Raw genomic sequence first — 12,148 nt, 5'->3', positions numbered from 1 at the left:
CCACGATCGTCGGTCGGCATCTCCGGCACCGATACGATCGTCTTCAGTGTCCGGCGACCGAGCCGGAAGACGAGTGGACGACGAGGGGAGGTTCGGTGATACCGGGTTCGATGCTCGATCGTCGATACCGAATAGACGCACCGATCGCGCGCGGCGGTATGTCGACGGTCTACCGCGGACTCGACACCAGGCTCGACCGCCCCGTGGCGGTGAAGATCATGGACCCGAAGTTCGCCGAGGACCCCCAGTTCGTGCAGCGCTTCGAGTTCGAGGCACGGGCCGTGGCCAGGCTCAGCCACCCGGGCCTCGTTGCCGTCTACGACCATGGGCGCGACGGCGAACACGCCTTCCTCGTCATGGAACTCGTCGAGGGCGGAACTCTGCGTGAACTGCTGCGCGAGCGCGGTCCGATGCCTCCGCACGCTGCCGCGGCCGTCGTTCGCCCGGTCCTCGACGCACTCGCCGTCGCCCACCGAGCCGGCCTCGTGCACCGCGACATCAAACCCGAGAACATCCTGATCAGCGACGACGGCGACGTGAAGATCGCCGACTTCGGTCTCGTCCGGGCCATCGCTGCCTCCACCGTGACGTCGAGCAGTGTGATTCTGGGCACCGCCGCGTACCTGTCTCCCGAGCAGGTCACCACCGGCTCCGCGTCCGCGAGCAGCGACGTGTACGGCGTCGGTGTCGTGTTGTTCGAGCTTCTGACCGGACGCACACCGTTCACCGGCGACACCTCACTGTCCATCGCCTACCAGCGCATCGACAACGACGTACCGCGCCCCTCCACCCTCATCGCCGGCGTTCCCCCGCAGTTCGACGAGGTGGTCCAACGGGCCACCGTCCGCGACCCGGAGCACCGGTACCGCAATGCCGACGACATGGCCCGTGCCCTGCGCGCTGCCGCATCGGCGCTCGCGCTGCCCGAGTATCGCGTGCCCGCACCCAAACGCTCGGCCGAGCACCTGAGCTCGGCTGCGGCCGGAGCACCGACGACGGTGGCAGGCAACCGTCCGCCGTCCGCTCGCACCCAGGTCGTGGACAATTCTCCGCCCCCGCCCCAGCAACACGGGGTGCAGCACACCCGGGTGGTCACCTCGCCCACGTCCCGAGGCGTCGATGACAGCCAGGAACCGTTCGACGGGCCGCCGCCAGGGCCACTCCCGACCGGCCGACGGCACTACGAGTTCCCCGACTTCGACGCCGATCGCCAACGATCGCGCCGCGCGATCGTCATCTGGCTCCTCGTCGTCGCCCTGCTCGCCGTCTTGGTCGGCTTCGGCGGTTGGTGGATGGGCTCCGGGCGATACACAGCTGTCCCGATGGTGGACGGGCTCGACACCACCGGTGCGACCAGCGCCGTGGAGGCGGCCGGCCTCGAAGCCGCGGTGCGCGGAACCTACTCCGACTCGGTGGACACCGATCTTCTCATCGGCACCGACCCCACCGGCGGATCGCGAATTGCCAAGGGCGACACTGTGTTTCTCCTGGTGTCCTTGGGTAGCCCCACGGTTCCGTCCATCGACGCGGACGCATCCGTCGAAGACATGGAACAGCAATTGCGAGACCGGACCTTCACACCCGTCGACGGCGGCGAGGCCTTCAGTACCTCCGCACCGATCGGCGGAGTCGCGGCACTGGACCCACCTCCGGGCACGGTCCTGACCACCGGCAGCTCGGTCACGGTCCTACGCAGCAAAGGCGCGCCGCCGGTCGAGGTACCCGACGTACGTGGGCAGAGCGTGGACCAGGCCCGAACGACGCTGGAATCGGTCGGCATCACCGTCGGCGAGGTTCGAGAGGCCTTCGACGAGGACACCGACGGCGGAAAGGCGATCGGGACGACGCCGGAAGCCGGCGAGACGGTGAGATCCGGGTCGACCGCGGTACTCGAGGTGTCCAACGCGGTCACCGTGCCGTCGCTGCTCGGCCGGTCGGTGGGCTCGGCCCGGACCACCCTCGAAACGTTGGGCCTGCCCATCGACGTCCGTCAGGTGGTGGACACCGACGGATCTCTGGTCATCAGCCAGAGCCCCGGAGCCGGTTCTCGCGTGGAACCGGGCTCCGAGGTCAAGGTCGTCTCGCTTCCCTGATCAGTCGCGAAGCATCTCGGCGACGAGGAATGCCAGTTCGATGCTCTGCTGCGTGTTCAGCCGCGGGTCGCAGGCCGTCTCGTACCGTCCGGCGAGGTCGAGATCCGAGATGTCCTGGGCACCGCCGAGGCACTCGGTGACGTTGTCGCCGGTCAGTTCGACGTGAATTCCGCCCGGATGCGTTCCGAGGCCGTTGTGGACCTCGAAGAACCCCTGCACCTCGTCGACGATGCGGTCGAAGTGCCGCGTCTTGTAGCCGGTCGACGCCTCGTGGGTGTTGCCGTGCATCGGGTCGCACTGCCAGATGACCTGGTGGCCGGTGGCCTGAACCTTCTCGATGATCGCGGGCAGGATGTCGCGCACCTTGCCGTTGCCCATGCGTGAGATCAGCGTCAGACGGCCCGGCTTGTTGGTGGGGTCGAGACGCTCGACGTACTCGACGGCCATCTCGGGCGTGGTCGTGGGCCCGATCTTGAGACCGATCGGGTTGGAGATCAGCTCGGCCAGCGCGATGTGCGCCCCGTCGAGCTGGCGGGTGCGGTCGCCGATCCACAGGAAGTGCGCGGACAGGTCGTACAGCTTGGGGTGATCGTCGGTGTTGTCCAGGCGCAGCATCGCACGCTCGTAATCGAGAACGAGCGCTTCGTGGCTGGCGAAGATCTGCGCGGTGTGCAGATTGGGGTCCGAGACGCCGCAGGCATCCATGAACCGCAGTCCGCGGTCGATCTCCCCCGCGAGCGCCTCGTAGCGCGCACCGGCGGGCGACTGCGCGACGAACTCGCGGTTCCAGTCGTGCACCTTGTGCAGGTCGGCCATGCCAGCACCGGTGAGCGCACGGACCAGATTCATCGCCGCGCTCGCATTGGCGTACGCGCGCACCAGTCGCGACGGATCGTGGCCGCGGACGCTCTCGTCGGCGACGAGGGAGTTGATCATGTCGCCGCGGTAGGACTGCAGACCGAGAGCGTCGATGTTCGACGAACGCGGCTTGGCGTACTGGCCGGCGATACGGGCGACCTTGACCACCGGCATGCTCGCGCCGTAGGTGAGCACCACCGCCATCTGCAGCAGCGTGCGGATGTTGCCCTTGATGTGCGGCTCGGTGTTGTCGACGAACGTCTCGGCGCAGTCGCCTCCCTGGAGCAGGAACGCCTCACCGCGAGCGACGGCAGCGAGCTTGTCCGACAACGCCTCCACCTCACCGGCGACGGTGATCGGAGGAACGCTCTCGAGCACCTTGCGCATGTCGGCAGCATGCTCGGGATCCCACTGCGGCTGCTGCGCAGCCGGCTTGGCCAACGCATCGTCCAATCGAGAGCGCAGCGTCGGCGACAACGGCGGCAGGTCGGGCAAGCGATCGATGGGTACGTCGACAGTCCAGTTCACCGCTACAGGATATTCGCACCGCCGAAGCCGCAGGACAACGGGTGTTCACCCGCGGTAGGAGTGCTCCTCGATCGCCTGGAACTTCGCCAGATTGTGCCGCGCGTCGGCGAGGGCGTCATGAGCGTCGTCCGGCACCGACGGCAGCTCGGGACTGCCGCGATCCTCCCAGTGCTGGCGCAGCTCACGAGTGAACCGCGGCAGCGAACGCGGCAACTCGGTCATCGAGCCCCACAGCTGGCAGAGCGCCACATGGTCGTACGCCGCAACCCACGCCCACAGTTCGACCTCGGCACCGTAGTGCGGAACGAGAAATTCGAGCAGTTCGTCCCGGATTCGCGACCGGCTCATCCACAGCGGCGACGAGTACGGTGGCAACTTGGGAAGTACGTTGCGTCGAACCCAGCGGCCGGCGCGCTCGGGGTCGAACTCGGAGGACACCGCATAGAACTCGCGGCCGTCCTCCGACACCACACCGATCGAGACCAACTCGATTGTGCGACCATCCTCGATGAACTCTGTGTCGTAGAAGTAGCGCACGCGGCTCACCCTAGCGCGTCCTGGACACGCCCCCCACGTACCGGTAGCCACGATCCGAACAGCCCTGAAAGGGAACGTTGTGACCTCGCCCGACACCAACCGTCCGGTCGCCGAAGCACCGGAGCCCGCCGCGCCGACGCGACGCCGGTGGCCGAGTTGGGCGGTGGCGTCGAGCAGGGTCCTCGTGCTGATCGGTGCCGTCGTGGGCGTGCTGTTCCATCTCAACGGCTTCCCGGGTCTGCGTCCGATCGGTGAGCACTACCGACTGGATCTGGACGTGTATCGACTCGGCGGTCAGGTGTTCGCCGAGGGCGGGGATCTCTACGGTCAACTGCCTCCGATCGCGACCGGTACCACGCTGCCGTTCACCTATCCCCCGATCGCCGCGGCGATCTTCAGCCCACTGTCGTCGGTGTCGCTGTACGCCGCCTCGATCGCGGTCACCGTGCTGTCCATGCTCTTGCTACTGGTGACGATCGTGGTCACTCTCACCTCGCTCGGGGTACGCCCTCGCGCACTGATGTGGTGGTCTGCCGGTGCCGCGTTCGCGGTGGCCGTGCTCGTACTGGAGCCGGTCACCTCGACGCTGAACTACGGGCAGATCAACATCGTGCTGATGGCGTTCGTTGCACTGGACTGCCTACCGAAGAAGACGCCGTGGCCTCGAGGTGTGCTGATCGGTCTCGTGGCCGCCGTCAAACTCACGCCCGCGGTGTTCGTACTGTTCTTCCTGTTGCGCAAGGACTTTCGAGCAGCGGTGGTGTCGGTGCTGAGTTTTGCGGTCTTCACCGCGATCGGTTTCGCGCTCACGTGGTCCGACTCGGTGAGGTACTGGACCGAGACGATCGTCGATTCCGACCGAATCGGCGGCCCGGCCTACCCACCCAACCAGTCGATCACAGGAGTGCTCGCACGGCTCGGGTTGGACGAAGTGCCCCGCTCGATCCTCTGGCTCGCGTTGTCGGTGGTGGTGCTCGCCATCGCGGCGGTGGCGATGCGGAAAGCTTTTGCCGCAGGCGAGACTGCGCTGGCGCTGACGATCAACGCCATGTTCGGTCTGCTGGTGTCGCCGGTCTCGTGGTCACACCACTGGGTGTGGGCCATCCCGTTCACCGTTGTGCTCGCCGTTCTCGGTTATCGCCGCCGCAGTGCGCTGCTGGCGACCCTGGTGGCCGTCGGGCTGGCGTTGATGCTCTACCCGCCGCACTGGAAGCTCGGCGAGGGCCGATGGAGCGGCCTCGGCTGGCCGCTCGTGGATCAGTTCGCGGCCTCGGGCTACGTGTGGTGGGCTCTCGCGTCGATCGTCGCGCTTGCTGCGATCGGGTGGACCGACCGAACCGATACGAAGGCCGACACTCGTCCCGCACTCTGACCGCGGAGCGAGCCGGCAGCTTCAGCTTGCCTTGGAATCCGGAATACGCTGCGCGGTCGGAGCCGACTCCGCCGCGGGTGCAGCCTTCTTCAGAGACGCGGCGTACACGTCCACGTACTCCTGACCGGAGAGCAACATCAGGTCGTACATCACCTCGTCGGTGACGGCACGCTCGACGAAACGGTTGCCGGCCATACCTTCGAAGCGAGAGAAGTCGATGGGCTTTCCGATTCGGATGGTGACCTTCGCCGGACGCCACACTCGCGAACCGATCGGGTTCATCTTCTCGGTACCGATCATCGCAACCGGGATCACCTGGACCCCGGTCTGCAGTGCCAGACGCGCCATCCCGGTCTTGCCCTTGTACAGCCGCGCGTCGGGCGACCGCGTGCCCTCGGGGTAGATACCCAGAACCTTGCCTGCTTCGATCACGCGCACACCTGCGTTGAGAGCGTCCTGTGCCGCGTCGGCTCCGGTGCGATCGATCGGCACCTGACCGACCGCGGTGAAGAACCACTTCTGGAACGCACCCTTGAGACCCGGTCCGGTGAAGTACTCGCTCTTGGCGAGGAAGGTGATGCGCCTGGGCGTCTTGAGTGGGAGATAGAAGGAATCGAGAACGGCCTTGTGGTTGCTGGCCAGAATGACCGGACCCTCCGTCGGGATGTTCTCCGCACCCTCGATCGTGGGCCGACCCAGGGCGATGAGAAGGGGGCCGACGAAAATGTACTTAACCAGCCAGTACCACATTGACATGCTCCCTGAAGATGGTCGGGAAATCGTTTGGTGCCGCCTCGCCCTGGAGCGAATCGACTGCGGCCGTGCCTCCTCGAACCGTGCCGCGTAGTGAACTGTACCCACGGTTTATGACACCAGCCACATCATCTCCGAACCCGGGACAGAGGTCACAGGAAGCGGGCGAAGAACAGTCACCGAACCCCGGTGACGAACTGCGCACGGGCCAACTCCGCGGCCCCGATCATGCCTGCTGCCTCACCGAGTTGAGTACTGCGAATCCGCGCAAGAGGCCGATGCCCTGCACCGGTCACCAGCTCGGCGTACTTGTCGGTCGCGCGGGCCAGGAACTGACTCGACGACGTCGCCACTCCACCGGCCAACACGATCAGATCGGGGTCGTACACGTCGCTGACCATCGAGAGCCCGACGCCGAGCCATTGCGCGAAGTCTTCCATCGTGCGGCGGGCGATGGAATCGCCCTCGTGCGCAGCGCCGGCGATGCGGCGGCCGGTCAGAGACCCCGGGTCGAGGAACACCTCACGTGCCAGGGTTGTCGACGACGCCGGGTCCGCCGCCAGTAACTCGACTGCCGTGTCCACCAGAGCGGTGCCGCTGCAGTACCGCTCCCAGCAGCCGCGCTTGCCGCAGGGACATGCCCGGCCGTCCGGCACGACCTGGATGTGACCGAGTTCCGGTGCCACCCCGTGGCTGCCCCGGTAGATCCTGCCGTCGATCAGCAGCGCAGCACCGATGCCGGTACCGATGGCCACCATCACCACGTTGCGACCACCGGACGCGGCACCGAAGCGATACTCGGCCCAAGCCGCAGAATTGGCGTCGTGCTCGAGCAGGACCGGCAGACCGATGCGCATGCTCATCTCCGTCGCCACGGGGGTGTTCACCCACGGCAGATGCGGGGCGAAGAGAACCGTCGTGCGATCGGAGTCGATGAACCCGGCGACGGCGAGCCCAACGGCCGCGATGTCGTGTCGCCCGGCCAGTTCCTGCACGGCGCGGTCGAGACCGCGTTCGAGGGCGCGAGCAGTGTGCGGGGTAGGAGCGGCAGTCGAGTCGAGTACCTGACCGTCCTCGTCGACGACGGACGCGCGCAGGCTCGTCCCGCCCACGTCGATGCCGACCGTCAATCGCTGGTGGTGCCGCTTCATTCGTTCATGCCTTCCTCGGCCGTCCCCCACCCGGCCTGCACCCGAGTCGTACCGCTCACGGACGCTCCCGCTCGTCCGACTGCGAATTCTTCACTCGAACGGTAATCGGAACGAACGACGCGGGGCGGGCATCCTGCAGTTTCGTGTCGATCGACACGTCCGCGACCTCTGCCGGGTCCGAGGGGATGCCGGCACTGCCGGGTCCGGATTCGGCCGCGGCCTCGGGTGACGGCGACTCGGTGGGTGCCTGCGTCGCAGAATGTGGAGCCCCGGAGGTCGTGTGATCTGCGAGCAACTGACGCAACAGCGCGATCACCACGGCGCTCTCGGAGGCCACGAGCTCGACCAGATCGTGGCGCTCACCGCGCACCAGGGCCGCGAGCGCGCAGACCGGGCACCAACTGCATCCCTGTTGGTCACGATCCTGCTGCGTCTCGGCGACCCGGCGCAGGATCGGCTCGAGTCGCGTCAGCACGGTGTCCGCCAGGGCCAGCAGATCCGCCCCCAGCTCGGAATGGTCCGAGGTCATCGAATCACCCCGGCCGTCGGGGTCGTAGAGGTCGTCGAAGTCACAGTGGCCACACGTCGGGGTTCGGGCGAAAACGCACAACGAGGAACGGTCCGTCGAGTTCGGCGGAGTCGGCGATGCACCGACGCAGCACCGACGCCAATGTGAGGCGCCGTCGCCTCCCGTCGGCAGTGACTATCAAGTCGTCCTCCACTCGCCCCAAGCCCAAGGTCGTCGAATCCGCCACCGGCAGCAGCATTCTCATCGCGTACACGGATTCGAGTCCGGTACCCGACTCGAGCACCACCGAAGGCTGCTCACCCCAGCCCGGCGCGCGCCGTTCGAGGGAGTCCGGTTCGAGGCGATCGGCCACATCTTGCAAGGGCCCCAACCCTACCGGTTCACCGGGAGCGTGCTCCACCTCCACGATCGGTACCGTACCGACGCGTCGACGCAGCTCGGCGACCGCGTCGAGCTGCGCCGCCCGCCACCTCTCGAACCAGAACACGGCCGGGTGAGCGCCCACGAGACCGATCGACGACGCGGTGAGCTTCGGCAGGATTCTGTTGACCAGAACACGATCGATTCTGATGCCGAGCAGAGCAGCCGCCGACAGTGTTCTCTCCGCGTCGACGACCGACAGCTGTTCGGCGGTGACGACGACGGTCGCCCCGGTACGAGCGGAGTCGGTGATCAGGGACCGGACGGAGCCGACCTGAGCGAGGATTCGCTCGATCATCGCCACCACGAGGGTCAGACGTACATCGGAGCCGGTGCCCGAGACCATCCGAGCATGCAGGGGCCAGATCCGCTCGACGTACGCGGCGACGGTATCGGGCAGCTGCAGCGTCCGCAGGGCATCCGCGGATGCGGGAAGGTCGACTATCACTGTGTCCCAGCGATTCTCGTCGGCGAGACGGACGATCTCGTGCATGCCGAGCAGCTCTTCGACTCCGGGAAGACCGAGCAACTCCTCCGGTTCGATCGCCCCGAAACTCACCCCGTGCTCGTGTCCCGCGGACGCCACGGCCATCAGCGAGCCCAGCCCCTGGTACCGCGCTTCGAGCAACGCCAACGTATCGATCTCGACGATGTCGAGACCAGGAGCGATCGAACGAACACCGGACGAATCCGCGGCCTCTGCGTCCCCCGCGAATGCGTCGGCGAGCGAGTGCGCCTGGTCGACGGAGGCGATCAGCACCCGCTCACCGGCCTGAGCCAGTCGCAGACCCGACGCAGCCGCCAACGTCGTCTTACCCGCGCCACCTTTGCCGAGGAACAGCAACACCGTGGTGCGGGCTTCGGTGCGAGCGTCGGTCAGCCTTCGACCCGCTTCTTCAATTCCTTGAGCGCGGTGTCGGTGATGACCTTTTCTGCTTTGCGCTTGAACAGACCGATCATCGGGATGTTCAGATCGACGGTGAGCTCGTACGTCACGTCGGTGCCGCCGCCGGTCTCCTTCAACGTGTACGAGCCGTTCTGAGACTTCTGCATCTCACCGGACACGAGATTCCACGAGACCGAACTGCCGTCTGCCGCCCAGTCGTACTCGAGTTCGTAGGTGTCCTTGACCATTCCCGCATCGAGCACGAACTTGACGCGCTTGCCACGGCCGTCCTGGTCGACCTCGAGGACCTCGACGGATTTCGCGGCCGACACCCACGTGGGGTACGCGTCGAAATCGGCGATGACGTCCATGACCCGACTCGGTGGGGCTTCGACGACGATCGACCTCTGGGTTTTCTCCGCCATGACTACTGGTCCGCTTCCTCTCGGGTACTTCGATCAGCTCGGGTACTTCGATCAGCTCGGTTCGCTTCGGTGCCGTCGAACTCGCGCAGGCCTATCTCACACGATCGATCCGCCGCCGCACAACGCGAACCGGCCGACCGTACCGCGCGGTTCATTCACGAGCCGAAGTCGACGCTACGTGGTGGGGTGCCTCACCTGCAGACCGACCGGCCTCGAGCTCTCGTTTGAGCTCGAACGTCATCGCGCGTCCGGCCACCCGACGGGCATGCTGGTGCGCCGCGACGTCGGTGCCTGCGGCAGGTTCGGCATGCAGGAAGTAATGCACGATCACACCGTCGAGCGCAGGCTCGAGCCACAGTTCCATCGTTCCGACCACACCACCACGCACCGCCCAGCGGATCCCCTTCTCGCCCCGGTCCTCGGTGACGGTCAGGTTCAGATCCGGCCACCATCGACGCCACCGAGCGGGCGATGCGAACGCATGCGCAACCCGCTCGCCCGAGGCGGCCACGAACGTCTGATCCGCAACTTGAATACTGCTCATCGACAGAGCTTCACACATCGGTTCCCCGGCCGTGCGCGTCCCCTCTTCCCTGGTCGTTCCTGCAGGCTCCACTCCCCTCTTTCCGGGTCGTTCCTGCGGGCTCCACTCCCCTGTTCCCGGGTCGTTCCTGCAGGCTCCACTCCGGGCGCATTTCGATGCCGCGAGCCCGGGTCTAGAGTATCTGTGAAGCCGAGCTATCGACTTTCGTTCTCCCCGTTCTATCCGGAGGTAATCCCGTGCGCGAGTTCACCGTCGCCGCAAAATACGACATCGCGGACACCGACTCGGCTGTCGACACCGTCTTCGTCCGCGCCCGTAACTCACCGGACACGACAGTGTTCCGCCGCCAGGTCGATGGGCAGTGGCTCGACGTCACCGCCGCCGAGTTCGAACAACTGGTGGTCGGAGTGGCACAGGGCCTCATCGCCGCTGGCATCGAGCAAGGCGATCGCGTCGCCCTGATGTCGTCGACGCGATTCGAGTGGTCGGTTCTCGACTACGCGATCTGGGCCGCAGGCGGTGTCACGGTGCCGATCTACGAGACCTCCTCCGCCGGGCAGGTGGAATGGATCCTCGAAGACGCCGAGCCCGTCCTGCTGATACTCGAGAACGACGCACACGTGCGGGAAACGAAAACCGTTGTGGCAGCTGCGCCGTCGGTGCGGCAGACGTTCGTGATCGAGAACTCCGCCGGGTCCGACGCCGTACAGGCCCTGACCGACGGCGGATCCGAGATCACCGAAGACCAGGTACATCAACGTGTTTCGACACTCGCCTCGTCCGACCCGGCCACATTGATCTACACCTCCGGAACCACCGGTCGTCCCAAGGGCGTCCAACTGACCCATGCCAATCTGCTCGCCGAATCACTCGGCATTCGCGAGACCTCGCTGAAATCACTGATGAGGCAGGGCCGCAGCACCCTGATGTTCCTGCCGCTCGCGCATGTCCTCGCCCGCGCAGTGAGCATCGCGTCGTTCGATGCCGGAGTCACGCTCGGCCACACCAACGACATCCCCAATCTCGTCGCGACGTTCGGTACGTTCCAGCCGGACTTCATCCTCTCGGTACCGCGAGTGTTCGAGAAGGTCTTCAACACCGCCAAGCAGAAGGCGCACGCCGACGGCAAAGGCAAGATCTTCGACCTCGCCACCGAATGCGCAGTGGCGTGGAGTGAGGCGCAGGACACCGGTGGACCGGGAATCGTGTTGCGCGCCAAGCACACCGTGTTCGACAAGTTGGTCTACGGCAAACTGCGGGCAGCGCTCGGCGGTAAGTGCGAGCTCGCGATCTCCGGCGGAGCGCCTCTCGGTTCCCGTCTCGGCCACTTCTACCGGGGCATCGGCGTGACGATCTACGAGGGCTACGGCCTGACCGAAACCACCGCGGCGTTCGCGGTCAACACCATCGGCTTCCAACGCGTCGGCAGCGTCGGGCGTCCACTGCCCGGCAACACCGTGCGCATCGCCGAGGACGGCGAGATCCAACTCCGCGGACCGGTCGTGTTCGACGGCTACTGGCGCAACGAGGTCGCGACCGCCGAGTCGCTGGACGACGGCTGGTTCCGCACCGGAGACCTCGGTTCGGTCGACGAAGACGGGTACATCACGATCTCGGGTCGCAAGAAGGAACTGATCGTCACCGCCGGAGGCAAGAACGTCTCACCGGCCGGACTGGAAGACCAACTGCGGGCGGGTGCGCTGATCAGCCAGGCCGTCGTCGTCGGCGATCAGAAGCCCTTCATCGGTGCGCTCATCACCCTCGATCCGGATGCGTTCGATCGCTGGAAGTCCTCCCACGGCAAGGCCGCCGACGCCACCGCAGCCGATCTGCAGACCGACCCCGAACTCGTCGCGGAGATCGACGCCGCCGTTGCCGACGCGAACAAGTCCGTCTCACATGCGGAGTCGATCAAGAAGTATCGACTCCTCCCCCACGACTTCTCGGAGGAGAGCGGTGAGCTGACTCCCACCATGAAGCTCAAGCGCAACGTCATCACCGCCGCCTACGCCGACGAGATCGAATCGATCTACGCCCGGTAGGTGCACCGCA

11 protein-coding genes are annotated in these 12,148 nt (G+C 66.2%); 3 read left to right on the top strand and 8 right to left on the bottom strand.

Annotation, left to right across the window (positions count from 1 at the left end):
- Window positions 1-110 precede the first annotated feature (110 nt).
- Window positions 111-2,093 carry a Stk1 family PASTA domain-containing Ser/Thr kinase gene (gene pknB / locus CH296_RS20715; protein ID WP_094685665.1) on the top strand — a complete coding sequence of 661 codons (1,983 nt, stop codon included), beginning with the start codon at window positions 111-113 and terminating at the stop codon, window positions 2,091-2,093.
- Here the strand turns inward: pknB and CH296_RS20710 are convergent, their stop codons facing one another.
- Together CH296_RS20710 and CH296_RS20705 are read right to left on the bottom strand one after the other, a co-directional pair.
- Window positions 2,094-3,479, bottom strand: coding sequence for a class II 3-deoxy-7-phosphoheptulonate synthase (locus tag CH296_RS20710; RefSeq protein WP_032394396.1), 1,386 nt, complete (start codon window positions 3,477-3,479; stop codon window positions 2,094-2,096).
- Between the two features lie 45 nt (window positions 3,480-3,524).
- On the bottom strand, window positions 3,525-4,016 hold the full coding sequence (locus CH296_RS20705) for a polyadenylate-specific 3'-exoribonuclease AS (RefSeq protein WP_032394707.1): 492 nt from the start codon (window positions 4,014-4,016) through the stop codon (window positions 3,525-3,527).
- 79 nt (window positions 4,017-4,095) lie between these two features.
- Here CH296_RS20705 and CH296_RS20700 point away from each other — a divergent pair, with 79 nt between their 5' ends.
- A complete protein-coding gene (locus tag CH296_RS20700; RefSeq protein ID WP_094685664.1) occupies window positions 4,096-5,388 on the top strand; it encodes a glycosyltransferase 87 family protein in 1,293 nt (430 codons plus the stop codon).
- Window positions 5,389-5,409: 21 nt separating this feature from the next.
- On the opposite strand, the gene CH296_RS20695 is transcribed toward CH296_RS20700, so the two are convergent.
- From CH296_RS20695 to CH296_RS20670, 6 genes are all read right to left on the bottom strand, one after another.
- The gene (locus tag CH296_RS20695; protein ID WP_032394397.1) at window positions 5,410-6,138 is read right to left on the bottom strand and encodes a 1-acyl-sn-glycerol-3-phosphate acyltransferase; all 729 of its coding nucleotides are present in this window, start codon (window positions 6,136-6,138) and stop codon (window positions 5,410-5,412) included.
- A 179-nt stretch (window positions 6,139-6,317) separates the two neighbouring features.
- Window positions 6,318-7,292, bottom strand: coding sequence for an ROK family protein (locus tag CH296_RS20690; RefSeq protein WP_045194888.1), 975 nt, complete (start codon window positions 7,290-7,292; stop codon window positions 6,318-6,320).
- Between the two features lie 55 nt (window positions 7,293-7,347).
- Complete coding sequence (locus CH296_RS20685; RefSeq protein ID WP_094685663.1) at window positions 7,348-7,821, bottom strand: hypothetical protein; 474 nt, start codon at window positions 7,819-7,821, stop codon at window positions 7,348-7,350.
- 40 nt (window positions 7,822-7,861) lie between these two features.
- Complete coding sequence (locus CH296_RS20680; protein WP_094685662.1) at window positions 7,862-9,088, bottom strand: ArsA family ATPase; 1,227 nt, start codon at window positions 9,086-9,088, stop codon at window positions 7,862-7,864.
- A 29-nt stretch (window positions 9,089-9,117) separates the two neighbouring features.
- Window positions 9,118-9,552, bottom strand: coding sequence for an SRPBCC family protein (locus CH296_RS20675; protein ID WP_094685661.1), 435 nt, complete (start codon window positions 9,550-9,552; stop codon window positions 9,118-9,120).
- A 151-nt stretch (window positions 9,553-9,703) separates the two neighbouring features.
- Entirely contained in the window at window positions 9,704-10,096 is a 393-nt protein-coding gene (locus CH296_RS20670; RefSeq protein ID WP_082322388.1) for a polyketide cyclase / dehydrase and lipid transport, read from the bottom strand.
- Between the two features lie 236 nt (window positions 10,097-10,332).
- Between CH296_RS20670 and CH296_RS20665 the strand changes: the two genes are divergently transcribed.
- Window positions 10,333-12,138, top strand: coding sequence for a long-chain fatty acid--CoA ligase (locus tag CH296_RS20665; RefSeq protein WP_094685660.1), 1,806 nt, complete (start codon window positions 10,333-10,335; stop codon window positions 12,136-12,138).
- Window positions 12,139-12,148: the final 10 nt, after the last annotated feature.

It is taken from the genome of Rhodococcus sp. 14-2496-1d, assembly GCF_002259365.1.
In the GTDB taxonomy this organism is placed as follows: Bacteria; Actinomycetota; Actinomycetes; order Mycobacteriales; family Mycobacteriaceae; genus Rhodococcoides.
The sequence above is the reverse complement of the archived record's forward strand: the minus strand, read 5'-3'. Positions and strand labels throughout refer to the sequence as shown.

Excerpts from the sequence above, each read along its gene's own strand:
- pknB (WP_094685665.1), top strand. The coding sequence starts at position 111 with ATGCTCGATCGTCGATACCGAATAGACGCACCGATCGCGCGCGGCGGT.
- CH296_RS20695 (WP_032394397.1), bottom strand. The coding sequence starts at position 6,138 with ATGTGGTACTGGCTGGTTAAGTACATTTTCGTCGGCCCCCTTCTCATC.
- CH296_RS20690 (WP_045194888.1), bottom strand. The coding sequence starts at position 7,292 with ATGAAGCGGCACCACCAGCGATTGACGGTCGGCATCGACGTGGGCGGG.
- CH296_RS20685 (WP_094685663.1), bottom strand. The coding sequence starts at position 7,821 with ATGACCTCGGACCATTCCGAGCTGGGGGCGGATCTGCTGGCCCTGGCG.
- CH296_RS20675 (WP_094685661.1), bottom strand. The coding sequence starts at position 9,552 with ATGGCGGAGAAAACCCAGAGGTCGATCGTCGTCGAAGCCCCACCGAGT.
- CH296_RS20670 (WP_082322388.1), bottom strand. The coding sequence starts at position 10,096 with ATGAGCAGTATTCAAGTTGCGGATCAGACGTTCGTGGCCGCCTCGGGC.